This is a genomic window from Neobacillus jeddahensis (assembly GCF_000612625.1).
Lineage (GTDB): Bacteria > Bacillota > Bacilli > Bacillales > Cytobacillaceae > Neobacillus > Neobacillus jeddahensis.
This window is the reverse complement of record NZ_CCAS010000004.1, coordinates 134,609-158,753: the sequence shown is the minus strand read 5'-3', so window position 1 is coordinate 158,753 and position 24,145 is coordinate 134,609. Positions and strand designations below refer to the sequence as shown.

The 24,145-nt window shown below is 37.2% G+C and carries 31 protein-coding genes; 23 read left to right on the top strand and 8 right to left on the bottom strand.

Going from position 1 to position 24,145, the window contains the following annotated elements:
- A partial coding sequence (locus tag TY15_RS03330; RefSeq protein ID WP_148335996.1) for a biotin/lipoyl-containing protein occupies positions 1–486 on the top strand: 486 nt, incomplete at its 5' end.
- Between the two features lie 34 nt (positions 487–520).
- Here TY15_RS03330 and TY15_RS03325 read toward each other — a convergent pair.
- Positions 521–1,429, bottom strand: a complete 909-nt coding sequence (locus TY15_RS03325; RefSeq protein WP_040204768.1) for a COX15/CtaA family protein — start codon at positions 1,427–1,429, stop codon at positions 521–523.
- Between the two features lie 667 nt (positions 1,430–2,096).
- Here TY15_RS03325 and cyoE point away from each other — a divergent pair.
- From cyoE to TY15_RS03290, 7 genes are all read left to right on the top strand, one after another.
- Complete coding sequence (gene cyoE / locus TY15_RS03320) at positions 2,097–3,035, top strand: heme o synthase (protein WP_040204769.1); 939 nt, start codon at positions 2,097–2,099, stop codon at positions 3,033–3,035.
- A 203-nt stretch (positions 3,036–3,238) separates the two neighbouring features.
- Entirely contained in the window at positions 3,239–4,297 is a 1,059-nt protein-coding gene (gene coxB / locus TY15_RS03315; RefSeq protein ID WP_040204770.1) for a cytochrome c oxidase subunit II, read from the top strand.
- A 31-nt stretch (positions 4,298–4,328) separates the two neighbouring features.
- On the top strand, positions 4,329–6,194 hold the full coding sequence (gene ctaD, locus TY15_RS03310; RefSeq protein WP_040204772.1) for a cytochrome c oxidase subunit I: 1,866 nt from the start codon (positions 4,329–4,331) through the stop codon (positions 6,192–6,194).
- Positions 6,194–6,820 (top strand): cytochrome c oxidase subunit 3, encoded by a 627-nt coding sequence (locus TY15_RS03305; protein WP_040204773.1) that lies wholly within the window; start codon positions 6,194–6,196, stop codon positions 6,818–6,820. Before ctaD ends, TY15_RS03305 begins: the two co-directional genes overlap by 1 nt.
- Position 6,821: 1 nt before the next feature.
- Positions 6,822–7,157 (top strand): cytochrome c oxidase subunit IVB, encoded by a 336-nt coding sequence (ctaF, locus tag TY15_RS03300; protein WP_040204774.1) that lies wholly within the window; start codon positions 6,822–6,824, stop codon positions 7,155–7,157.
- A 138-nt stretch (positions 7,158–7,295) separates the two neighbouring features.
- The gene (ctaG, locus tag TY15_RS03295) at positions 7,296–8,204 is read left to right on the top strand and encodes a cytochrome c oxidase assembly factor CtaG (protein WP_040204776.1); all 909 of its coding nucleotides are present in this window, start codon (positions 7,296–7,298) and stop codon (positions 8,202–8,204) included.
- A gap of 187 nt (positions 8,205–8,391) precedes the next feature.
- On the top strand, positions 8,392–8,856 hold the full coding sequence (locus TY15_RS03290) for a DUF420 domain-containing protein (RefSeq protein ID WP_040204778.1): 465 nt from the start codon (positions 8,392–8,394) through the stop codon (positions 8,854–8,856).
- Positions 8,857–8,940: 84 nt separating this feature from the next.
- Here the strand turns inward: TY15_RS03290 and TY15_RS03285 are convergent, their stop codons facing one another.
- A complete protein-coding gene (locus TY15_RS03285) occupies positions 8,941–9,300 on the bottom strand; it encodes a YugN family protein (RefSeq protein WP_040204781.1) in 360 nt (119 codons plus the stop codon).
- Positions 9,301–9,491: 191 nt separating this feature from the next.
- Here TY15_RS03285 and TY15_RS03280 point away from each other — a divergent pair, with 191 nt between their 5' ends.
- Positions 9,492–9,926 carry a CBS domain-containing protein gene (locus TY15_RS03280; RefSeq protein WP_040204783.1) on the top strand — a complete coding sequence of 145 codons (435 nt, stop codon included), beginning with the start codon at positions 9,492–9,494 and terminating at the stop codon, positions 9,924–9,926.
- A 177-nt stretch (positions 9,927–10,103) separates the two neighbouring features.
- Complete coding sequence (locus tag TY15_RS03275; RefSeq protein WP_040204784.1) at positions 10,104–11,174, top strand: CAP domain-containing protein; 1,071 nt, start codon at positions 10,104–10,106, stop codon at positions 11,172–11,174.
- Positions 11,175–11,254: 80 nt separating this feature from the next.
- Here the strand turns inward: TY15_RS03275 and TY15_RS03270 are convergent, their stop codons facing one another.
- Positions 11,255–11,614 (bottom strand): hypothetical protein, encoded by a 360-nt coding sequence (locus TY15_RS03270; protein WP_040204785.1) that lies wholly within the window; start codon positions 11,612–11,614, stop codon positions 11,255–11,257.
- A 13-nt stretch (positions 11,615–11,627) separates the two neighbouring features.
- Positions 11,628–12,113: a PaaI family thioesterase gene (locus TY15_RS03265; protein WP_040204786.1), complete on the bottom strand. Its 486-nt coding sequence runs from the start codon at positions 12,111–12,113 to the stop codon at positions 11,628–11,630.
- 173 nt (positions 12,114–12,286) lie between these two features.
- On the opposite strand from TY15_RS03265, the gene TY15_RS03260 reads away from it, so the two are divergent.
- The 5 genes from TY15_RS03260 to TY15_RS03240 all read left to right on the top strand — a co-directional run bounded on the left by TY15_RS03260 (position 12,287) and on the right by TY15_RS03240 (position 14,472).
- Positions 12,287–12,694, top strand: a complete 408-nt coding sequence (locus TY15_RS03260) for a YlbD family protein (RefSeq protein WP_040204787.1) — start codon at positions 12,287–12,289, stop codon at positions 12,692–12,694.
- A 20-nt stretch (positions 12,695–12,714) separates the two neighbouring features.
- On the top strand, positions 12,715–12,954 hold the full coding sequence (locus tag TY15_RS03255; RefSeq protein ID WP_040204788.1) for a YlbE-like family protein: 240 nt from the start codon (positions 12,715–12,717) through the stop codon (positions 12,952–12,954).
- A gap of 95 nt (positions 12,955–13,049) precedes the next feature.
- Complete coding sequence (locus tag TY15_RS03250) at positions 13,050–13,496, top strand: hypothetical protein (RefSeq protein WP_040204789.1); 447 nt, start codon at positions 13,050–13,052, stop codon at positions 13,494–13,496.
- A 59-nt stretch (positions 13,497–13,555) separates the two neighbouring features.
- Positions 13,556–13,993 (top strand): YlbF/YmcA family competence regulator, encoded by a 438-nt coding sequence (locus TY15_RS03245; RefSeq protein WP_040204790.1) that lies wholly within the window; start codon positions 13,556–13,558, stop codon positions 13,991–13,993.
- Between the two features lie 203 nt (positions 13,994–14,196).
- Positions 14,197–14,472 (top strand): YlbG family protein, encoded by a 276-nt coding sequence (locus TY15_RS03240; protein ID WP_040204792.1) that lies wholly within the window; start codon positions 14,197–14,199, stop codon positions 14,470–14,472.
- Positions 14,473–14,501: 29 nt separating this feature from the next.
- Here TY15_RS03240 and TY15_RS03235 read toward each other — a convergent pair whose 3' ends face one another.
- Complete coding sequence (locus tag TY15_RS03235) at positions 14,502–14,891, bottom strand: DUF7147 family protein (protein ID WP_040204793.1); 390 nt, start codon at positions 14,889–14,891, stop codon at positions 14,502–14,504.
- A 385-nt stretch (positions 14,892–15,276) separates the two neighbouring features.
- On the opposite strand from TY15_RS03235, the gene rsmD reads away from it, so the two are divergent.
- Together rsmD and coaD are read left to right on the top strand one after the other, a co-directional pair.
- The gene (rsmD, locus tag TY15_RS03230; RefSeq protein WP_040204794.1) at positions 15,277–15,837 is read left to right on the top strand and encodes a 16S rRNA (guanine(966)-N(2))-methyltransferase RsmD; all 561 of its coding nucleotides are present in this window, start codon (positions 15,277–15,279) and stop codon (positions 15,835–15,837) included.
- Between the two features lie 12 nt (positions 15,838–15,849).
- A complete protein-coding gene (gene coaD, locus TY15_RS03225) occupies positions 15,850–16,332 on the top strand; it encodes a pantetheine-phosphate adenylyltransferase (protein ID WP_040204795.1) in 483 nt (160 codons plus the stop codon).
- Between the two features lie 76 nt (positions 16,333–16,408).
- On the opposite strand, the gene ylbJ is transcribed toward coaD, so the two are convergent.
- Positions 16,409–17,620: a sporulation integral membrane protein YlbJ gene (gene ylbJ, locus TY15_RS03220; protein WP_040204796.1), complete on the bottom strand. Its 1,212-nt coding sequence runs from the start codon at positions 17,618–17,620 to the stop codon at positions 16,409–16,411.
- A 208-nt stretch (positions 17,621–17,828) separates the two neighbouring features.
- Between ylbJ and TY15_RS03215 the strand changes: the two genes are divergently transcribed.
- The gene (locus TY15_RS03215; RefSeq protein ID WP_040204797.1) at positions 17,829–18,608 is read left to right on the top strand and encodes a patatin-like phospholipase family protein; all 780 of its coding nucleotides are present in this window, start codon (positions 17,829–17,831) and stop codon (positions 18,606–18,608) included.
- Between the two features lie 8 nt (positions 18,609–18,616).
- Entirely contained in the window at positions 18,617–19,639 is a 1,023-nt protein-coding gene (locus tag TY15_RS03210) for a SepM family pheromone-processing serine protease (RefSeq protein WP_040204798.1), read from the top strand.
- 28 nt (positions 19,640–19,667) lie between these two features.
- Here TY15_RS03210 and TY15_RS03205 read toward each other — a convergent pair whose 3' ends face one another.
- Positions 19,668–20,885 carry a nucleotidyltransferase gene (locus tag TY15_RS03205; RefSeq protein WP_042374060.1) on the bottom strand — a complete coding sequence of 406 codons (1,218 nt, stop codon included), beginning with the start codon at positions 20,883–20,885 and terminating at the stop codon, positions 19,668–19,670.
- Between the two features lie 244 nt (positions 20,886–21,129).
- Here TY15_RS03205 and TY15_RS03200 point away from each other — a divergent pair, with 244 nt between their 5' ends.
- From TY15_RS03200 to TY15_RS03185, 4 genes are all read left to right on the top strand, one after another.
- Positions 21,130–21,654, top strand: a complete 525-nt coding sequence (locus TY15_RS03200) for a YceD family protein (protein ID WP_040204799.1) — start codon at positions 21,130–21,132, stop codon at positions 21,652–21,654.
- Positions 21,655–21,737: 83 nt separating this feature from the next.
- Complete coding sequence (rpmF, locus tag TY15_RS03195) at positions 21,738–21,911, top strand: 50S ribosomal protein L32 (RefSeq protein WP_040204800.1); 174 nt, start codon at positions 21,738–21,740, stop codon at positions 21,909–21,911.
- A gap of 157 nt (positions 21,912–22,068) precedes the next feature.
- Positions 22,069–22,830 (top strand): enoyl-CoA hydratase/isomerase family protein, encoded by a 762-nt coding sequence (locus tag TY15_RS03190; RefSeq protein WP_244440876.1) that lies wholly within the window; start codon positions 22,069–22,071, stop codon positions 22,828–22,830.
- A gap of 82 nt (positions 22,831–22,912) precedes the next feature.
- Positions 22,913–23,542: an RsfA family transcriptional regulator gene (locus TY15_RS03185; protein WP_040204802.1), complete on the top strand. Its 630-nt coding sequence runs from the start codon at positions 22,913–22,915 to the stop codon at positions 23,540–23,542.
- A gap of 73 nt (positions 23,543–23,615) precedes the next feature.
- On the opposite strand, the gene TY15_RS03180 is transcribed toward TY15_RS03185, so the two are convergent.
- A complete protein-coding gene (locus tag TY15_RS03180) occupies positions 23,616–24,089 on the bottom strand; it encodes an N-acetyltransferase (RefSeq protein ID WP_040204803.1) in 474 nt (157 codons plus the stop codon).
- Between the last annotated feature and the right edge of the window lie 56 nt (positions 24,090–24,145).

Here is a 24,145-nt window from a genome sequence, read left to right as displayed (position 1 = left end):
TATATGAAGACGGTCGAACAATTTGGCGATATTTCGATGCTCGATACACCGACATTTTTATATGGAATGAGGCTTGGAGAAGAAATAGAAGTTGAAATTGAAAAAGGAAAAACACTAATAGTAAAGCTCGTATCAATAGGCCAACCACAAGCTGACGGCACAAGGATCGTCTACTTTGAGCTTAATGGACAACCCCGTGAGGTATTAATAAAAGATGAAAGTATCAAATCAACCATTGTAACAAGGCTGAAAGCAGATTTGAAAAATGAGCAACACATCTCTGCCTCTATGCCAGGAACAGTCATTAAAGTAATAGTAGAAAAAGGGGAGAAGGTTGAACGTGGTGATCATTTAATGATTACGGAAGCAATGAAAATGGAAACTACTGTTCAGGCCCCGTTCTCTGGGATTGTTAAAGAGGTATTTGTTTCAAATGGAGATACAATTTTGACAGGTGACCTGTTACTGGAATTGAAGAAATCATAATAAAAAAGTTGCCGGAGATTCACCGGCAACTTCTTTATTTGTAATTCCGCTTTGATCTTGAGTGTAAAAGCAGAAAATAACTTAATACCCCGAACAAACAAGTTATAAAAAAAGCATGTAAGAGAGCGATATATAGATTTAGTCTGCTGAAAATAATCAGAGCCCCAGCAATTACTTGTAAAGAAACAAGGATGAAAGCGATCATCCATCCCCAATAAAGGACCTTTTGTTCTTTGTAATGACGAATTGTTAAATAAAAAATATAGCCTATCCAGATAAAGATGAGACCAGCTGCAGCCCGATGGCCCATTTGTACCCATTCATACATGTTGGTTGGTAATGATGGGGCATCATTAAGACATAATGGCCAATCGCGACATACAAGACTTGCCTTCGTATGGCGGACTAAAGCACCTGTGTAGATTACAAGGTAGCTATAGATCGACACCCCCATAATGTGAAACCCCATTCGCTTATCAATGTAAAGTTTTTCGGCATCAAACTTCTTATCGATTTCAAAAATAAGAATGGTTAATAAGAAAACGGCTGCAAAAGAAACGAGAGAGATACCAAAATGAAGTGCAAGTACAAAACTGGATTGTCCCCAGATAACTGCCGCTGCACCGATCAATCCTTGTAAAACTAGAAAGAAGAAGGATAGTAAGGATAGAAACTTTGTTTCCCTAATATGACCAATTGCCTTCCAGGACCAAACTGATAGGACAAGAACCATGATGCCGCCAACACCGGACACTAGGCGGTGTGCCAATTCAATGACTAATGCTGGTGTTATTTCTGATGGGACAAGCTTCCCTTCGCATAATGGCCAAGACCTACCGCAGCCCATTCCAGAATCAGTCTTTGTGACTAAGGCACCACCAATTAAAATAAATATCATTCCGATTGTAGTGGCAACAGCCAACCACTTCAAAGAACGTCGCAAATAATTCACCTCTTATTAAAGTTCAATAATTTGTCATTGGATAAACTTGACAGTATAATGAATGCAAAAGTAACTAGATTTGAAAGTCCTTATTTATCATAACGAATTAAGGTCAAAAAGAACAGAATTTCATCATAGTTTTTTAGATATCTTTTTTAATTAAATAGTGGTAGATGAATAATATAAATATTTCACTATTATTATAGTGAAAACAGTTGAAACTTCAGTTTAATTCTGTTAGAAATAAAGATAAAACTAGTTATTTAGAATGATTCTATTTTAGAAGCTATAAAATAAAATAATATGAAATGAATGTCTTAAGCACCTGATTCAATGAAAAACTGAGAATAAGTACAATTATCTACACAGCAATAAATGTTAATTGGAAAGAAATCAATCGAATTCAGCTGTTGTCACAATTTAGTTTAAAATTATTCAAAAAAAGTTCACAAAAACATCAAAAAGTGTGATTTAATATACAGAGAAAGTGTTTTAAAAATCACTACTTACAACTGAATTTTCGGATTGCTCATTGTCACGAGTAATAAGAGAATCTTCATGAACTTTTAAATATTTTTGCTTTCTATTAGAGATGACGTAAATTAAGTGAGTATTGTTCACACTAGAATAGTGAATATTTGTTAGTAAGGATTAGGAGGAGAGATTTATGTCCAACACTAAAGGCTTTGGGGATCCTGCCATAGAAAATGGCACTGCCAGCCTTCATGCAACGATAGAAAAGACAACTGCTTGGAAAGATTTTATGGCTCTTATCAAAATTGGAATTGTAAATTCTAATTTAATTACAACATTTACGGGATTATGGCTAGCCCTTCATTTTTCAGGGATAAGCTTTTTAGGAAATCTAGATATTGTATTTTTTACAGTTGCAGGTTCTTCGCTAATTATTGCAGGTTCATGTGCTATCAATAATTATGTGGATCGGGATATAGACCCTCTAATGGAAAGAACAAAATCAAGACCAACTGTAACAGGGAAAATAGTTCCCGCAAAAGTCTTAGTTTTAGGTATTATACTTATTGGTCTGGGAACACTGTGTTTATTCTTTACTACGATGACTGCAACAGTAATTGGACTGCTTGGAGTTTTTAGTTATGTTTTCCTCTATACGCTTTGGTCTAAACGGCAGTTAGTGTCGAATACAATTATTGGTAGTATCTCGGGTGCCGTTCCACCATTAATTGGTTGGGCAGCAGTTGATGCAAACTTAGATATTATGGCATGGGCCTTGTTTGTTCTTATGTTTGTTTGGCAACCGCCACATTTTTATGCTCTAGCAATGAGAAGAGTAAATGAATACAGAGCTGCTGGCGTCCCCATGCTCCCAGTAGTGAAGGGCTTTAAAGTAACAAAAATACACATTTTAGTCTGGGTAACTGCACTGCTGCCAATCCCATTTTTTTTGACTAAATTAGGAATCCCATTTCTGATTCTAGCAACCGTTTTAAATGTCGGTTGGCTAGTATTAGGGATTTATGGATATAGGATCAAAGATGACATTAAGTGGGCAAAACTAATGTTTGTTTATTCTCTGCAATATTTAACTATTATTTTTGTAGCCATGGTTATAGTTACATTAATTTAGTTTTGCTTACGATTCTTCTAGGCGGGAGGGGGCTAAAATAACCTTTCGCCTCCTTAATAAAAGTTAGGCAGTGGGGCAGATGAGTTTTACTGTGTAAAGCAACTGACCTGATTTTTATTAATGAAGAAGAATCATCCTACATACTTCTTTGTCCGCACAAAATCATTTAGAATTCATTAGTGAAAGAGGGGTTTGATTAAGCTATGAAAAGGCTTGCAAAATGGCGTCTGATTCCGTTATTTGCGTTATTAGCGCTTGTACTCTCCGGATGTGGTAAACCATTTGTTTCAGCGTTATCACCAGCCGGTGAAGTTGCAGACATGCAATATGATTTAATGAAATTAAGTACCTATGTTATGGTGGGAGTAATCCTAATTGTAATGATCATTTTTGTATTAATTTTTGTTCGTTTTAAAAGAAAAGACGACAGGATTCCTAAGCAAGTTGAAGGAAGCCATAAATTAGAAATTATTTGGACAACAATTCCAATTCTGTTACTTCTAATTTTGGCAGTACCAACTGTTGCTGCAACATTTAAGCTTGCAGACGTGTCACCAATGGATAAAAAAGACTCGAAAGCATTAGTTATTAACGTAAGATCACATTTATATTGGTGGGATTTTGAGTATCCAGGTCAGAAGATTGTGACGAGTCAGGAATTAGTGGTTCCAACTGATGAGAAGGTTTACTTTAATCTTAAATCGATGGATGTAAAGCACTCTTTCTGGATTCCTGCAGTTGGCGGTAAATTAGACACGAATACAGAAAACATTAATAAATTCTGGTTAGAATTCGATGATAAACGTTCGAACGAAGCTGGAAATCTATTTTATGGAAAATGTGCAGAACTTTGTGGTCCATCACATGCTTTAATGGACTTCAAAGTAAAAGCAATGAGTCGGGATAAATTTGATGCCTGGGTAACTGCTATGCAAGATGTTAAAGAACCGCAAAAAGCAGACACAGATTTAGCTGCACAAGGACAGGAAATCTTTAATCAAAGTTGTATTGGCTGTCATGCTGTAACACCAGCAAACAAAATGCCTGAAACTGCTCGTCTAGCACCAAACTTAACAAATTTTGGTGACAGATCTCGAGTTGCTGGGATTCTAGATCACAATAAAGAAGAATTGAAAAATTGGATTCAAAATCCTGAAACGTATAAACCAGGTAATATGATGACTGGTAAGTATAAAGAATTGAATGATCAAGAATTAGATGCAGTAGCAGAATATTTAATGGGCCTAAAAGTTCAGGAATAAAAGGGGAATTGTTTGAAAGGGAGGTAAAATTGTGAGTACCATTGCTCAAAAAAAAGGATTTGGCGCAACAGTGTGGGACTTTTTAACAACAGTCGACCATAAAAAAATTGCCATCCTATATCTGATTGCAGGTGGATTTTTCTTCTTAGTAGGCGGACTTGAAGCAGTATTTATCCGTATCCAACTTGCAGTACCAAATAATGACTTTGTTAGTGCGGGTGCGTTTAATGAAATTATCACCATGCACGGAACAACGATGATTTTCTTAGCAGCCATGCCGCTGATATTTGCTTTTATGAATGCGGTAATGCCATTACAAATTGGCGCACGTGATGTGGCTTTTCCGTTTGTAAATGCATTAGGTTTTTGGTTATTCTTCTTCGGTGGAATTTTCCTAAACCTTTCATGGTTTTTGGGTGGTGCCCCAGATGCGGGGTGGACGTCATATGCCTCACTTGCACTTCATTCCAAAGGGCATGGGATTGATTTTTATGTATTAGGATTACAAATATCAGGGATTGGTACCTTAATCGGGGGGATTAACTTCCTTGTAACGATTATTAATATGCGTGCACCTGGTATGACATATATGCGGATGCCGTTATTTACTTGGACAACATTCGTAGCTTCTGCCTTGATTTTATTTGCTTTTCCTCCATTAACAGTTGGCTTAACATTAATGATGTTTGACCGTCTTTTTGGAGCAAATTTCTTTGACGTAACTATGGGCGGTAATACCGTTATTTGGGAGCATCTCTTCTGGATTTTTGGACACCCAGAAGTTTATATTTTAATACTTCCTGCTTTTGGTATTTTCTCGGAAATTTTTTCGATTTTTTCAAGAAAACGTCTATTTGGATATTCATCAATGGTGTTTGCAACCGTGTTAATTGGTTTCTTAGGTTTCATGGTATGGGCTCACCATATGTTTACTACTGGTTTAGGACCTGTAGCTAATGCCATCTTTGCTGTAGCGACAATGGCTATTGGGGTACCAACGGGTATTAAAATTTTCAACTGGCTATTCACGATGTGGGGCGGGAGCGTTAAGTTCACGGTACCAATGTATTATGCTTTCGGTTTCATTCCATCATTTGTAATGGGTGGGGTAACAGGGGTAATGGTTGCTACAGCTGCAGCTGATTATCAGTATCATGATACGTACTTTGTGGTAGCCCACTTCCACTATGTTATCGTCGGTGGTGTTGTATTAGGCATCCTTGCAGGGGTACATTTATGGTGGCCAAAAATGTTTGGCACAATGTTAAGTGAAACATTAGGAAAAGTAACTTTTTGGTTCTTCTTCATTGGTTTCCATTTAACATTCTTTATTCAGCATTTCTTGGGTCTTTGGGGAATGCCGCGCCGTGTCTTCACTTACCTTCCAGGACAAGGGTTTGACACTGCGAATATGGTAAGTTCGATTGGTGCAGCATTTATGTCCATTGGAGTCCTAGTTATGCTTTATAACATTATTATGACATCAGTGAAAAATGTTAAAGTCGGAAATGATCCATGGGAAGATGGAAGAACGCTTGAGTGGTCCATTCCATCACCGCCACCATTTTATAATTTTAAACAACTTCCGCTTGTACGCGGTTTAGATGCTTACTGGATTGAAAAAATGGACGGTAAAAAAGGGATGACACCTGCTGAACCACTTGGTGATATTCATATGCCAAATGGATCTTTCATCCCATTTATGATTGCACTAGGTCTATTCATTGCTGCTTTTGGTGCGATGTACCATGTGGATAAAGAAGCATGGGCATTACCTGTATTGATTATTGGCTTACTTGTAACGTTTGGTTCCATGTTTGTTCGTTCGATTAAAGATGACCACGGATTCCATATTCACAAAGAAGAATTACAGGATGAAAAGGGGGCTAAGGCATAATGCACGCTGAAGAAAAAATGACGTATGAAACATGGCCTGCAGAGCCGGAGAAATCGACCCTTGAAGCAAAAAATAAATTTTTAGGTTTTTGGTTATTCTTAGGGGGAGAGACTGTTCTATTCGCAACTCTCTTTGCTACCTATCTTGCTCTAAAAGATAAGGTGCCAAATACAAGTCAACCTTTGGCAAAGGATTTATTTGAGTTACCACTAACATTTGTTGCGACGATGTTGTTATTAACTAGTTCGATTACAAGTGTATATGCAATGTATCATATGAAAAACTTTGCCTTTAAGAAAATGATGCTTTGGCTAGGACTTACCGTGTTATTAGGTTTAGGTTTCCTAGGTCTTGAGGTATATGAATTTTCACATTATGTACATGAAGGTCATAAATTTACTAGCAGTGCGTTTGGATCAGCTTTTTACTCACTTGTTGGCTTTCATGGTGGCCACGTTGCCTTTGGTTTATGTTGGATTTTAACCTTGATGATTAGGAACTCTAAGCGGGGACTTAGTCTTTACAATGCTCCAAAGTTCTATGTTGCTAGCCTTTATTGGCACTTTATCGACGTAGTTTGGGTATTTATCTTTACAGTCGTATATTTAATGGGGATGGTGGGATAAGATGACAAATCAGCCATTAAGCTCAGGGAACCCAAGAGTTGATGTAGAATATCGCCGCAAAAAAAGCGCAGAGGAAATGCGCTATCAAGTTATTTCCTTTACGTTAATGATTTTCTTAACACTGGTAGCATTTGCTTCGGTTGCATTGAAAGGATTTACGGCATGGTTTACAGTACCTTTTATCCTGTTACTTGCCGCTGTTCAAGTGGTATTTCAGTTATTTTACTTCATGCATATGAGTCATAAAGGTCATGAAGCGCCAACACTTTTCCTATTTAGTGGATTGTTTGTTGGATTAACAGCAATATTGGCATTTTCCACCATTATTTGGTGGTAATGGTAAAAAAGAAAATCGGCGGTAAGCCGATTTTCTTTTTAGCTATAGAACATTATTTGAATTCGATTTTTTGCATCCTGAAAATTCTATGGATATAATAAAGACAAGTCTTTTACTATATATTGAGGTGAGATCAAGGTGCTTACGATAGATATTTTTGGTTTTAAAGCCCTTTGGAGCCCGTATTTTTTATTCTTATTAATGGCACTAACAGCTGCTTATTTTCTTATCACGATTAAATTCAGAGAAAAGTTTCAAGACAGTGAGCCATTAACGGTAAAACAAGCTTCTTTATTTTTAACAGCTATCATTTTGTTGTATGCCATTAAAGGTTCACCGCTTGATTTAATGGGTCATTTATTGTTTTACATTCACGGGATAACGATGGTAATTTTAGTCTTTTTAATTCCGCCGTTGTTTATTTTATCAATTCCTACCTGGCTATGGAGAGCATTCCTAAATGTGCGGGGAATAAACTCTTCATTTAAGTTTTTTACGAAGCCTATAGTTGCAGTAATCTTATTTAACGGTTTCTTTTCCTTTTATCATATTCCACTAATTTTTGACCATGTTATGCAGAACCTATATTTCCATGCAGGCTACTCTATTTTGTTATTTGTTTTAGCAATCGGTTTGTGGTGGTCATTAATTAGTCCGCTTCCTGAATATCAACCATTAAGTGGAATTAAAAAAGTTGCCTATATCTTTGGAAACGGTATTTTAATCACTCCTGCCTGTGCTTTAATCATTTTTTCAGATACCTCTCTCTATGCCACATACCATGACCCGAAAGTTTGGAGCCAAGTTATGAGCTTATGTGTAGGGTCATCTACGTTTGCCAATTTGAATATTAGTGGCCCAGAGTTATTTAGCTCGATGTCATTAGTTGAAGATCAACGATTGGGCGGCGTCGTGATGAAAATTATTCAAGAAGTGATTTATTCCGTTGTATTAGGGCAAGTATTTTTTGAATGGTATCGGAAAGATCAAGAAGAATCTGAGCGTGAATTGAACAAACAAATATTGAATCCTCCATTGGTTGAATAAAACCTCCATTCAATTGGGGGTTTTTTTGGCAGATAGGAAAGTATAAACTTTCCTATTATGCATAAGTGCAACTACGCCTCTGTCTTCGCCAATCGGCGAGTTTTCTTTATAAAATAAGTATTAATTGAAATGGAAAGGGAACTAAACTAAAATGAGGGTAGAACATTTGAAAAGAGAGGAAAAATAAATGAATTCTGTACCTGTTTTACCTACGATTAGTACCTCCTTTATTGTACTAAGTGCAATAATGGTTGCCATTGGCTGGTGGCAAATAAAACAAAGAAAAATTGATGCACATAAAAAAACAATGTTTCTTGCGGGAGTTTTTGCTCTTATTTTCTTTATCATTTATGCATCAAGAACGCTGTTTATTGGGAACACTTCATTTGGTGGACCTGATGATATTAAGATCTATTACACAATCTTTCTAGTGTTTCATATTACACTGGCTACGATTGGGGCTGTGTTTGGGATTGCATCGTTAACCACAGGGTATAAAAATAAACTAGCCACTCATCGAAAGCTAGGACCAATCACTAGTTTCATATGGTTTTTTACTGCCATAACAGGGGTTGCTGTGTATCTGTTGTTATATGTCATCTATCATGGCGGTGAAACAACCTCAATGCTCAAAGCCATTCTTGGTTTTTAAGTTGGAATAGAAAATAGCATCATTCTAAAACTGTTCTAATGAAAAAAGGAAGGGCGCATGATAAATGCGTCCTTCCTTTTTTGCTTACAAAGCAAATGTACTTACTTCTTCAGTTACTTTTTCAAGGATCTTTTTACATTGATTCACAAGCGAGCTAGGGAAGTTCTCGCCTTCACCATACTCAACGCCATGTGGATAATAATGTTTACCTAAAAGCGGTGTTAACAATTGAATGGTCGCCTTAAAAGTATCGACGTCACCTTCAACCGCATAACCTTGAACACGTAAATAAAATACCCCTTCTTTTAAATCGAATTTACGATCATATGTAACACGATCATAATCCCATTGACCTGCTCGAACTAAACCGTGTTCATTCATGACATCATCAAGTCGATTTAAATCTGCTTTTAAGTTGTCAATTCCAGTATTCTCGAATTTCATCCTAAATCCCTCCTGAAAACGATTGCCTTACCCCTATGTTTACTATATTGGTATTACAGCAAGTATAATTCATTTTAATAATAGTTGAAAATGTTCCAACTTGCAATGGATAGATTCAATCGAATAAATCAATCTTAATTGGTAAAAGCTTATAGTTGTTAGCTAATTAAAAAAGCTTGGAGGCAAATAGTATGGAAAAAATCCGTGATATAATGACAGATGATGTAGAGTGCTGTACATTATTAGATAATATGTTTGAAGTTGCCGTTAAAATGAAGGAACTAAATGTTGGAGCCATCCCCATTGTCGATCAGGAAAAAATTGTTGGAATGATAACAGACCGAGATATTGTCGTAAGGGGAGTGGCGGAAAAGCATCCCGGTTCCACTAAGGTAGAGGATATCATGACTAACGAGCTTGTATCAATAAATCCTGACGCCTCTAGTAAAGAAGCTGCAACGCTAATGGCGGAACATAAAATTCGCCGATTGCCTGTGGTGGAGAATGGAGAGCTAATTGGGATTGTGTCACTTGGTGATTTTGCTATTCATGATATGACTGACAACCAAGCAAAAGAGGCGCTCACGGAAATCTCAGAGCAAACCTTTGATGGAGCACAAAATTAATAATATTATTTAAATATTGAAATTCTTCTCTTAAAACAGGTACAGATTGTACCTGTTTTATTTATAAATAGTGTATTTATCAGACATTTTTGATAATGTCTATTACTATTCAAGATATTAATGATATAATTATTTTATCAATACATATAATGATAGAAAAAGTAATAGAGAGGGTGAATGCCTCTGCGAAACCTTATGAGAATATTGATCCTTTCTGTAGTCTTCCTCACCATTGGCTTTTATGTAAGTACCAATGACAAAGGTGATAATAATGTATTAATCAAGGAAGATCATACCTTGGAAATGGAACAACCATTGCCGAAAGGTACTGATAATCAATCCACCTCGTTAGATAAACCAAAAGAAGGTTTAGCTCTATTAATAGGACAAGACGTGGCTAACCTTGAAAAGGAACTCGGAGCCCCCGTTAGAATTGATGAATCCTTATATGGCTATCAATGGTATATTTATAATCAGAGCTATGATCAATATTTGCAGGTTGGGGTAGAAAATAAACGAGTTGTGACCATTTTTGCGATTGGAGAAACCCTTGATGTTGCACCATTTGAAATTGGACAACCGGTAGAGGAAATATTTAATACGCAATTTTTTGATACCAATATTAATCTTGAATTAAATGGGAATTCCTATCAATTCGAGCTAAATGATACGGATTTAAATCTGCGTCCCATGGTTCGATTGGGAGATATTTATGTTCAACTCTATATTGATAAGTTTACTGGCAACCTCTCGAGTATTCGTTTCCTTGATGCTGAAACATTGGTTAAGCAAAAACCATATGAACTTAGTTATAGTGGAGAGCTCATTGAACCCCCTGTTATTGACGAAGAAAAGATGTTGATTATCGAGCATAGTACAGAAAAGGAGATTTTTGATCTAACTAATGTTTTACGAGTAAGGCACAAATTAAAACCGTTAGAGTGGGATCAAATGACTTCGGAGGCCGCCTACGGCCATAGTAGAGATATGGCGGAAAATGATGACTTTTCTCATACATCCAAAAAATTTGGAGACCTTGCCAATCGGCTAAAGACGGCGAAGATCGTCTATCAGGCAGCGGGGGAAAATATAGCAGCAAATTATTCGGATGGTCCTGCTGTTATTGAAGGCTGGCTAAATAGTAAAGGACATCGAGAATCATTATTAAACAAAGATTACACCCATCTCGGGGTTGGGGTATATCAAAAGTATTATACCCAAAACTTCATCCAAAAAGTGGAACAATAGAGGATAGTCAAGTGCGTGTGCTTCGACTGTAGATGGGGAGCGGATAATAGCATATAGGAAGTGAAAAAAGGTGAATCATATCACCTTTTTTCACTTTCATATTGGCTAAATAAAAATGTATTACCTTCCCAGCCTCCGTAGGCATGAATAACATCACCTATAGTGAAAGAGACTAATTTAAAGTCCTTCGTAAGCGGGGTAATCTTTTTAGCTGTGATAATTTTGGTGGAGCTTTGCAGCTCCAATGTTTGAATATAGATGTAACGGTGATAATAAAACCGTTGCTTTTCTTCGATAATACTTTTTACTTTACCTCTAACAATTGCTTCCGGGCGAACATGGCCGGTAGCTAGCCATTTAATGTCTTGCTCTTTCATCTCTCTTTTTGTCCGCCAAAAAAAATATAGACAAATGACTGGGACCACAACGGCGGTAACCATTTGAGTGTCCCTATTATGCTTTCTTTATAATAAAAAAAGTACCTGTTGCATAGGCGATTTTTTTTCCATCACTTCGATAAGCCTCCCCAGAAACAACCAGTGTTTGGCTTCCTTTATGAATAATTTCGGATTTACAGCGAAGCGTCTCCCCGATTCCCGGAGCAATATAATGAATGTTTAGTTGGTTTGTAACTGCTCCATAACCTTCTGGCAGCTGTTTATTAGCTAATACCCCCATAGTGGTGTCGAGAACTGTGGCCGTAATTCCACCGTGAACGATATCCAGATTGTTTTTAACAACAGGATTAATTGGAATCGTAATTTCACAGGAATTTTGGTCAAACCTTGGTTCCATGTGTAGGATTCCATCAATAAAAGTGTTCCTATTTCGACTAATCTTTTTTTTGACGCCCTCTAAAAGGCTTTCAATAACAAGTAAGTCTGTTTCTGAACCGTTTTCAAGACATGATTCTAATAATTGACGTAATTCTTCTTTCATACATAAACCTCTTTCTTCATTGTAAGTAAAAGCATGCAGCCGGTAAGTATTATGAAGACATCTTACCACTTAGTTGCATATTAATAAATAATTTCAGCTTATTTGATTTTTCACATTTCATCTTTTCCTACATATTGTATTATTGGCGATCAATATGGGCAGAGGTGATAAAAATGACGCAAAAAAAATTGCATCCTTCCGTGCTCCAATTTAAAGAGTTTGTTAAAAATCATCCGAATATTATTAAAGAGGTTCGAAATGGAAAAGCAACCTGGCAGGAGTTATATGAGGATTGGTACTTATTAGGGGAAGAGGATCAACGGTGGGAATCCCAAGGCACAGAAGACAATGCTTCAGAACCAAATCTAGCTACTGATTCCAAGGGAGAATGGATGTCTAATGTTATGGGTATGGTCAAAAAAATGGACCCTAGTCAAATGCAAAACCACATTAATAACATAAGCCAGGCCTTGGGAGCAATCCAAGGTGTTATTTCACAATTTCAAGGTGGTACTAATAATACCTCAATTGGTCCGCAACAAGAAGGACCAAAGCATCCATTTTCATTTCGGAAAGATTAACTGAAGGGAACGGTCAACTAATGAGAAGAGATGTACTTGAATATTTAGAACGGCAAAAGGATCTTAAAAAATTTGTTCGAGAACAGCCTCAATGGTACCGGAAGCTATCAAGAAATCCATATGATTTACAAAATTTAGAGATTGCATCACTACATTACTATAAGAAGACTATTCCTGATCATGTTGAAAAGTTTTCTAATAGTGTCCAAATGGCATCAATGATGTATCATATGTTTCAAGCGATGAAAACTCAAAATTAACAAACGACCACATTGACTATATGTGGTCTTATTTTTGGAGGATGACTAAAAAATAATAAGGAGGTGTACAATACAGCATAAAGGAGTGATGGGGTTTGAAAAGGCTCATACCACTATATATTCTTCTCTTTCAATTAATGGTAATCATGGGAGGATGTCAGCAGGATTTTCTTGAATCAAATACGAAACCGAGAATTCTCCCACATAAAATGAGTTTTTTGCAGGATGATATTGTCTCGGTCTATTCACAAGATACACCAGCAATTCCTTCTCTTTTTGTACAGCATGAAATAAAGGGGAATCAAGTTTTGGTTGAATGTATTGTAAATGGGATCAGCTTTCGAGAATCAGATCGGTCACAGAAGAAAGTCGGTAAACTAGTTGTCTGGGTGGATGGAAAGAGAAAATCAGAGGTTTCTTCAGCAGCGTTTATCATTAAAGGTCTTTCACCAGGGAGCCATAAATTAAAACTTGAAATGGTGAATCTCGAGAATGAGTCTTACGGATTAGCGAAGGAATTTATGGTAAATATCCCTAGATAAAGTGAAACTTTCGCTTTCCACCTGATTTCATGGTAAAATGTCATTGGAGGTGGGCGTAAGTGCTTGCTACGTTAGAAAGAATTGAGTTAGTGGAGAATGCTGAAGGCTTAGCTAGGATGGTATTAGATTCAGAAATAGTCGAACAATACCAAATCTGTTTATATAAAATGCAAAATAACAAGGAAACACAGCGGAAAATCAACCAATTTGTCAACCTAAAGGAACTTTTTGATGAGGTTCAACGCTTCGGAAAATATCACCCTGATTATAAAAGGGTCATGCTCCAAATCCGCGAATATAAAAGGGAAATGGATTTAGACCCGCTTGTTGCTGAATTCAAGTTGGCAGAAAATGATTTGCAAAGTCTCTTGGACGAGATTAGCATCATGATTGGCAGCTCAGTTTCAGAACATATCAAGGTGCCAACAGGGAATCCCTTCTTTGATAGTGGCCATGGGTCAGGCTGTGGTGGCGGTGGCAGCTGTGGATGTGGGTGAAAAAATCAGCTTACCTCAAGCTGGTTTTTTTATGTTCCAGAATGGAGAAAGCCGATTGCAAAGTAATCCAGTTTGGTTCTAAATCCATATAAATCACCATAATCGTATATTATGTCGGTAGTGAACAAAGTTTGAATTGAAATAGACAGTTTTAATGTGCTAGACTTATGTAAAATGATGGTTTTGCTGAAGGGGAAAAAAGTATGTTTGTTCAAAGACAAGGTTTAGTTGTTTGGCTTTACTCTCTAAAACAAGCTAAAATGCTAAGACGATTTGGAAATGTGCACTATGTTTCAAAAAAGCTGAAATATGTCGTATTGTATTGTAATCAAGAAGAAGTAGAGGGGATAATGGGAAAGTTAAATTCTTTTTCATTTGTCAAGAAGGTAGAACCTTCGTATAAGCCATATTTAAGAATGGAGTATGAAAATTCAGCTCCAGATAAAGCGAAGGAATATGATTATAAAATGGGTATATAAAAAGGTGAGGGTACTGAATCCCTCGCCTTTTATTGTAGTGGCAATAAATAGTGATTTAATCTTAAAATGCCAATTAGATATTGATAATATAGTTGCTTTTCATGAAAAATGGTTGACGGCTTCACCGATAATTCAATTATTTGTTTGCCTAGATCATTGGCCATTTGGGAAAAGAGCTCAAACCGCTTATTAGGGATTGCATTTGGATTTGGAATACCTTCACGACAAATGTACAGCGCTTGGAACTTTCCTGGATTTGTTGGTTTTAGAACTACTACTAATGAAGTGTGTTCTTTTGAGTCTATTATTGTATGAAGAGCAATCATATGCTGAAGTCGGTGTTGATTGGACCTAGCAAGTTCAAGTAGTTCATAAAGATCTGAATAACCTTCTCCTAGTTCAATAAAACGTTGCATCAATTAAAAAACGCTCCTTTATTATGCGATCATTCCTAACTACTTTAACACTATTTAATCAAATAATACATAAAAAAAACCCTGCAGAATATTCTGCAGGGTCCTTCTACATCCTCATAAAGGATAGAAGGCAAAGGGAGAGGAGAAACCGGAGGAAGAACTTATGGGGAAACGTAAGTCTTCTCCGCGGTTGGCAACAACATCCTCGAATTGATGTTGTTAATTACATTATTTCCACAACCCAAAAGCTTATACGTCTTTTTTATAAATTTTCAAAATGGAAAATAAAACAGAAGAAAAGATCATCAGAACAGATTGTCTCTCATTTATAAATTATGGTAGGATGTATTAAGAAAAATTATTTCCAAAAAAATGTGGTGATTTGTTCGTGAGAGTGGTTTCAGGTATATGTAAAGGAAGACCCCTTAAGGCTGTTCCAGGAAATACAACCCGTCCGACAACAGATAAAGTAAAAGAAGCTTTATTTAATATGATTGGTCCTTATTTTGATGGTGGAATAGGCTTGGATCTATTTGCTGGCAGCGGCGGATTAGGCTTGGAGGCACTTAGTAGAGGCTTAGAGAAGGTTATCTTTATTGATCGGGAGTCAAAAGCTATCCATGTAATCCAAGAAAATATTAAAGCATGTAAATTCGAGGAGACTAGCGAAGTTTATCGAAATGATGCAGATCGAGCGTTAAAAGCCCTTATAAAAAGAGGGATTTGTTTTGATTACATATTTTTAGATCCACCATATAAAAAGCAACAGTTAATTAGTTTAATGGAGAAAATGGATCAGCAGGATTTAGTAAATGCCGATGGAATTGTCGTCTGTGAACATAGTTTTGATGTGGAGCTACCACATTCGATAGGAAGATTTAACAGAATAAAACATGAAAAGTATGGGATCATTGCTGTGACGATTTTTTCGAAAATCAGCAACGAATAAGGGGGAGTCAATTTGACTAGAATAGCTGTTTGTCCAGGGAGCTTTGATCCAATAACATATGGCCATTTAGATATCATTAGAAGGGGTGCTAAGGTATTTGATATGGTTTATGTGAGTGTAATGAACAATTCATCAAAAAACCCGTTATTTAGCGTAGAAGAGCGGATTAATCTTATAAATGCTGTTACAAAAGATCTTCCCAATGTAAAAGTCGATGAACATTCAGGTTTATTAGTTGATTATGCAAAGGCTGTTAATGCTAGTGCTATTATTCGCGGGCTGCGGGCCGTCTCTGACTTTGAGTACGAAATGCAAATTACCTCAATGAATAGGGTATTAAATGAGGATATTGAAACCTTTTTTATCATGACCAATAACCAGTACTCTTTCTTAAGCTCAAGTATTGTGAAAGAAGTAGCGAAATATAACGGTGATATTTCAACTCTTGTTCCACCTATTGTTGAAAAGGAATTGCGCAAAAAGTTTAAACAATAACTGCGAATAACGCCTGTTTCCCACTGGTTGAGAGAATATATGATCAAAGTATGTAAGAAGAGCTAGGCGAAAAAGTCTAGCTCTTCTTTAATCGAGAAAACAGAATTAGAATGTATACGAATAGGGAGCAGATGGTGATAAGTGGTCCAAGCTCAATCATTTTATGGTAAAAATGATTCGCCCAAGAACCATCTCCAAAAAAGCTGACGGGCAGGGCATTGGATGGTTGTTCATTACTATTAAAGCGAATGTAAATCGGCTTCCACAAAATGAAGGCAAATAGGCTGGCGAAGATTCCTTGGATGATTCTTGCGATAAAAAAGGGTTTAAAACGAATATCTGTCTGTGCAAGGATACTGGCAACTTGAGCTTGGACACTAAATCCGCTAAAAGCAAGGATAAAACTTGTGATCATGGCTTTTTGTAACAAGGTTGCATCTTGGATCTGACTTGTTAATTGGCTCCCAAGCGTGATCTCAAATAAGCCTGAAATAAACGGAATGCTTAATACTTCCGGGAATGATAGTGATGAAAACAATACTTCAACCGATTTTGCCAGCATGGCCGTAATATGTAAATGGTAAAGAAGCTTGTTAATCACAGAGAACAAAATTATAAAGCCGCCTACCATTAACAAGGTTTGAATTGATGAATTTACCGCATCACCTAATAGTTTGCCGATTGGGCGTTTGTCTTTTAATCTTGTTTGATGGAGGGCAGAAAAGGCAGATCTAAGTTTGAATTTGCTTTTCTTAGCGACATTGTCAGGAGATTCCTTTCCATAAAACCGCATCATAATACCAACGCAAATATTCCCTAAATAATGGGCTAGGGCAAGGAGGACACCCAAATGAGCATTGTAAAAAAATCCGACAGAGACTGCTCCAAAAATAAATAAGGGGTTTGATGAATTGGTAAAAGAAACCAGCCTTTCTGCTTCAATTTGAGTTAATTGCCCTTCTTCCCTTAATCTTGCCGTAAACTTAGCACCGGCAGGGAATCCAGATGCCATCCCCATTGCCCAAACAAAGCCGCCAACGCCTGGTACCTTAAATAATGGCCTCATGAAGGGTTCTAATAGTACCCCGATAAACGTAACAACCCCAAAACCAATCAACATCTCAGAGACAATAAAAAAGGGTAACAACGAAGGAAAGACAATTTCCCACCACATATTAAGGCCGCGAATGGAGGCATCTAATGATTCCTGTGGGAAGGTAATAAGTGAAGCAGCAAAAATAATGACGAATATGGATAAAAAAATGGTCTTTAGTTTGGAGCGAAACAATGAAGGAACCTCCTTCCAAGCAAATGGCTCAAATTGTGCAAATCAATATTATCAATGATAAAATAGACATTATTCACACTAGTCGTATTGATTCCTTGTCCTCATATAACTCAAATATACTCATAGAACGGTAATTTAGACCATAAGATTGAACGAGATTTCTCATTTGGTCTATTCATTATTCATTATTTAGTAGGAGGTTATTGGTATGGGGCACCCAAAAATAGGTTTGGCGCTTGGTTCGGGTGGTGCGCGAGGGTTTGCTCATTTAGGTGCCATTATGGCATTGAAAGAGGCTGGAATACCAATTCATCTAATGGCTGGCAGTAGTATGGGGGCGCTTGTAGCGAGTTTTTACGGAGCGGGGATAGAGTTAGAGCGGTTATATAAATTATCAACTGCTTTTAAACGAAAGTATTTCTTGGATTTTACAGTTCCTAAAATGGGCCTCATTTCCGGGAAAAAAATTAAGGAATTTATTAAGGTTTTTACTCACGGGAAGAACATCGAGGAACTTTCCATTCCTATAGGAATTGTGGCTACTGATTTAGTGACAGGCGAAAAGGTCATTTTTCGAACCGGACCTGTTGCTGATGCGGTAAGAGCAAGTATCTCTATACCGGGAATTTTTGTTCCTGAAAAATATAATGGAAGAATTTTAGTGGACGGTGGTGTAACCGACCGTGTTCCGATTTCGGTTGCAAAGGATATGGGCGCAGACATTGTGATTGCAGTAGATGTTTCAAGAGTAAAGTGGAATGCTGAGATTACCACAATTTATGATGTTATCATGCAGAGTATTGACATCATGCAAACAGAAATCATTAATACCCGGGACAATTCTGCTGATGTGATCATCCGCCCCCCTGTTGAAATGTTTAGCTCACGTGCTTTCACTAACATTGAAGAAATTATTACTATAGGGAAAGAAGAAACAAGAAAACAATTAAAACAAATAGAAAATGTCATTGAACAGTGGAAGGGGTAACATTAGCAATGCGTAAAAAAATATTATTTGGATCCTCACTTTTGTTGATCCTTATTCTGGCAGGTGGGATGTATTTTTCATTGCCCTATTATGTATCTAAACCGGGAATGGCAAAAGAACTGGGGCCCATTATTACGGTTGAGGGTGGCAATAAGGATGAAGGAAACTTTATGTTGACAACCGTTAGAATGGGGAGGGCAAATATCTATTCTTATTTGGAAGCAAAGATACGAAAATATGAAGAACTATATCCATTGGATATGATTTTATATGACAAAGAAACTGAGGAAGAATATAATGCAAGGCAGTTACACTTGATGGCAGGCTCAAAATTAAATGCGATTGAAGTTGCATATAAAAAAGCGAACTTACCTGTTGATTACAAATATAACGGGATCTATGTTGTTCAGGTGGTTCCGGGAATGCCGGCAGAAGGAAAACTTCACGCAGGTGATCGAATATTTAAAGTAGATGGGCATGAGTTTCTTTCTTCAGAAAAATTTATCGACTATGTTGGCAAAAAACACGTTGGCGATCAGGTCACATTAACTTACGCAAGAAATAAAAAAACCAATACCGTCTCCTTACCTCTACAGCCATTTAAAGAGGATCCCACTAAGATTGGCATAGGAATTTCACTAGTGGATGATAAAGAGATAAAGGTAGATCCAAACGTAAAGGTGAGGACGGATGAAATTGGCGGTCCGTCAGCAGGCCTTATGTTTTCATTGGAGATCTATAATCAATTAACAAGTGAGGATTTAACGAAGGGGTATCAGATCGCAGGAACAGGAACAATTGATGAAGCTGGAAAGGTTGGGCCAATCGGCGGAATCGATCAAAAGATTGTGGCTGCAGATAAAGCAGGCGCTGAATACTTTTTAGCTCCTAATGAGAATGGAAAAAAAGATTCCAACTATCGTGTTGCTAAAAAGACTGCGAAGGATATTCATACAAAAATGAAAATCATTCCGATCGATACCTTTGATGAAGCTGTTGAATATTTAGAAAAACTACCAGATAAGAAGTAAAAAAGATGGTGCATTGCGCCATCTTTTTTTACTCAACAAATATCGGTGGCTGTTTGAATTCCTGACTAATCAGATCATTTTTTGCGGAATTTGGAACCCCAAGTGAATAAATTCGGGCAGCCTTCAAGTCAAGCTGAATTTCCTTTTCCTTAAATGATGAAAGTTTAGAAACGACGGGAAGGTGGAATTCCTTTTTTCGCTTGTTCAAATATTCTTTACCCTTGGTGCTCATTCCTAAAAGTCTTAAATAAGTGGCTCCTTTTGCAGAAAGGAGTGCCATATCACTTTTTTTGGTATTCGTTAAAATATGAACACATACCCTTTGAAGTCTCGTCCAAGTATAGCGCTTTGTTTTTATTTTTTGCATAAATTCCTGAAAACTGGATGACCCTATGGCAGCAGCTAATAATCTGTTCTCTAGCCCCTCTTCGACCTCATAAATTTCTTTTAATTCATCAGGGCTCGATTGGAGAAGCCGAAATTGCAGATAGCTCCAATAATTTTCCCATGAATGAAAGGTTTGGTAGCGAAGAAGATATTCACTTAGTAATTGTGATGTGGGCGGAGGGACAAATGGCTCAATGGTTATAGTGGCTTTTCTAGGTGCGAAAATTGCTTTTCGAATACTCGTCGCACTTGCAATCGTTTCAGAGGTAAAACACTCATCGTGATAGTCAGCGTTTCTTCGTGAGACTGTTAATGGCCTTAGTGCACTCTTTTTTTGTAGAATAGCTTTTATGTATTCAAGCCCTAGAATATTATTTGGTTTAGCTAGGTCTAAATAGTTTTCGGCATTGCCTAATTGCTGAAAAGCAAGGGATTGCGCTTTTGGATAACTGACGCCAGTTTTCATGAAATGATAAATATTTTCCTGAAAAGGGACTTTTTGTTCCTCTAAGAATTGAATCGTTCGGATAAAAGTGGAAATGTCGCCGCTTTCACTTCCAAAACAAAGGGATTCACAGCAAGCCGCATCTAATATGGACACAGCCCCTTTTGCAAAAGTTTCAGCCTTCTGTACAGCGAAGCCATAGGGGAGTTCGAAGACGATATCAACTCCATTTAATAACGCCATCTTTGTGCGGTACCATTTTGAAACAAGCGCCGGCTCTCCTCGTTGTAAAAAATTACCACTCATTACCGCGATAACAACATCTGCCTGGGCGGCTTGCTTGGAAACGTCAATATGATAGGCATGTCCATTATGAAAAGGATTGTATTCGACAATTACGCCAACAGCTTTCATTAACAGCCTCCTTTTAAGAAATTTATTACCCATTATAGCAAAATTATAAGGAAATCAATCAATAATTATGTTAAGATGTTGTAGATGTTTGTAAAAGACTTAACTGGATACACTATTAATGGTAATCTCTTTTTTTAGTAGATCCAATTTAGCGAAAAAATCACCTGACGAGGTGTAAAGAAAAAACATTGACAAAAATATTATCGAAGGCTATAATTACCTTTGTTGCCTTGGGGTGATTCAATTGAAATGGACATTAAGTCAATTACAAAAATATCGAAACAAGGATTTTTTGATTGATGAGACAATTCGTGTGGACGAGATTAAGCAAGATGATCCGACGATCCGCGAAGTGTCACCGATGCATATTACTGGTCGGGGAGATATCGATTCAACGAAAGTGACATTCCATTTAAAAATCGAAGGTCATTTAATTCTTCCTTGTTCTCGTACTTTAGTGGATGTTAAACTTCCAATTAATGTCGAAACAACTGAAACTTTCCTCTTTCAAGGTTCAGTTTATGAAACTGAAGAGGAAACTTATCAAGTAAAAGGCGATGTGATTGATGTTATGCCAATCATTCGCGAAATTCTTTTACTTGAAGTTCCAATGCAAGTATTTTGCGAAGATGTTGAGTCTGAAGAAGCGGCCCCGCAATCCGGTAAGGATTGGGAAGTTATTCATGAAGAAGACCAATCGAAAAAGATTGATCCGAGACTAGCAGGACTTGCAAAGTTTTTTGACGAAAACAATTCTTCCGAATCATAATCGGCAAATCTAAGAAGCAAAGTGAAGAACCAGTAATCCTGGCCTTCATTACTTTCTTAATACTCTTTAAGGAGGTGGGAAGAATGGCTGTACCTTTTAGAAGAACTTCTAAAACTGCAAAAAGAAAGCGCCGTACTCATTTTAAATTAAACGTACCTGGTATGGTAAGTTGCCCAAACTGTGGTGAAATGAAACTTGCACACCGCGTATGTAAAGCTTGCGGAACATACAAAGGAAAAGAAGTTGTTAACGACTAATTTCCATTAGGATAAGAAGCACAAGGAGCTATATGCCCTTGTGCTTTTGTCGTTTCTAGAAAATTTCATATATCTTTTACATACATAAGATTACTTTATGAGACTGCTGCAATTTTGATTGGACAACGTAAAAACCATGAAAAGGGGACGAGGGAGATTGTCTTATTCAATTGTAAAAAAGGAAATGGGTTATCTTTTATTTACGATTATGAGAAGTGAAAAAAGAAACGCCATCAATTATGAGGTGATGGAAGGACTAGCAGAAGTGATCGACATGGCAAGAGATAAGGATATAAAGGCGTTGATGATAACGGGATCAGGCGATCGTGCATTTTGTTCGGGTGGAGATTTGTCGGTTTTTCACGCTCTTCATACAAAGGAAGAGGCCTATCCGATGCTTTCAAAAATGGCTGCTATTCTGTATGAACTACTTACCTTACCTATCCCAACGGTGGCACTCCTAAATGGAACAGCAATTGGCGGTGGTTGTGAGCTGGCAATATCCTGTGATTTCCGTTTGGGGCGTAGGGGAATTCAAGCGGGATTTGTACAAGGACAGCAAGCAATCACAACAGGCTGGGGTGGGGGTTCCATTCTAGCAGAAAAACTTCCAGCGCCGAGTGCCATGAGGATTTTAATGGAGGCAGAGCTGCAACCAGCTGAAGGTTTAAAAAAAGTGGGTTTTTTTAATGGCCTCTTTGAAAATGATCCTATTGAAGCCGGTGAGAATTTTCTTCGTAAAATGATAGCGAAGGATGTGAGTGTACTCCACGCCTATAAACAAATTTGGATCAGAAAATGGGAAGAAATGAAGCTGCATGAAAGAATAGAGGAAGAGGTTAGAAATTGTTCATTCTTATGGGAAAGTGAGGCCCATCATCACTATGTAAACAAGTTTTTGAATAAAAATGGTGAATAAAGAGTAAAAGACAACTTTTGCTGAAGTCTATCTTTTCTAGTAGATGCATATGTATTATAAAAACACTAGGAGGGATGAACTGATGTCACCAACTCGACAAGATGCATGGTCCCAGGATGAGGATTTATTACTTGCTGAAGTTGTACTGAGACATATCCGCGAAGGTGGTACACAATTGCAGGCATTCGAGGAAGTAGGCAAACAGTTATCGCGTACTTCTGCAGCCTGTGGTTTTCGATGGAATTCATATGTCAGAAAGCAATATAAAACAGGTATTGAGCTTGCAAAGAAACAACGAAAAGAATTAAAAAAACAAGATATTCCTGTTGAGGCTGAGCTTATCCATGAGCCAGCAAAAGTGGAAAATGTACAGTCACCGCCTGGTTGTGAACAGGGAAGTAACATCACCTTTCCGGTTGTGATCAATTTTCTAGAGAGTCTGTATCAGCAAGTGGAAGCCTCATCGAGTTTGGTAGACGATAGGGTGGAGTCCTTGGAAAAAATTAAAGAGTTAGAAAAGAAAACATATTATTTGGCAGCGGAAAATGAAAGATTGTCTAAAAATTTGAAGGCGATTGAGGAAGATTACCGTTCTTTAATTGAAATTATGGAAAGAGCCCGAAAAATGGTGGTCCTACAAGATGAAGATAGACAGCAAAAAGTAAAGTTTCAAATGGATAAAAACGGAAATCTAGAAAGAGTAGAAAAGTAAAAAAAGCGGACGCTGTCCGCTTTTTTTATTTTTGAGAACTTATTGTTTTGACCTTAAGAATTGCGCATTTTGTTTATTTAAATTGTGCTTCAACCCCTTCAGGATACCATACTAATGGATTTTCGCCACGGTCACGCTCCATATCGTATTCCACATTGGAGAAGCCCATCTTTTCCCAAAAAACACTTGATTGAACTCTCGGGTTTGTTTTGATAGGAAGTCCGAAGCTCTTTGCAAATTCTACAAGTTCCTTTCCAAATCCCTTACCTTGATATCCAGATAATACCTCAAGCTTCCATAATTCTAAATAATTCTGTGGAGGATAGAAATACCGGTCAAATTTTGCATCAATTTGATATAAACTCATTCGAGCTACTAGTTTGTCCCCGAAATATACACCATAAAAGGGTGACTCACTAGCATTATCAATCATATTTGCTTCCAGATCTTCAAGCATCGACAACTCCTGGATGCCGTATTCCTTAAACTTTTTAAATTCTTCTAATGTTTTAAAGTTAATTTTTAGTTTCTCCACTTTTGCCACCATCCATTACCCCCTAAGAAAATGATAACTCTACAAACCTGTATATATTCAATAGATAT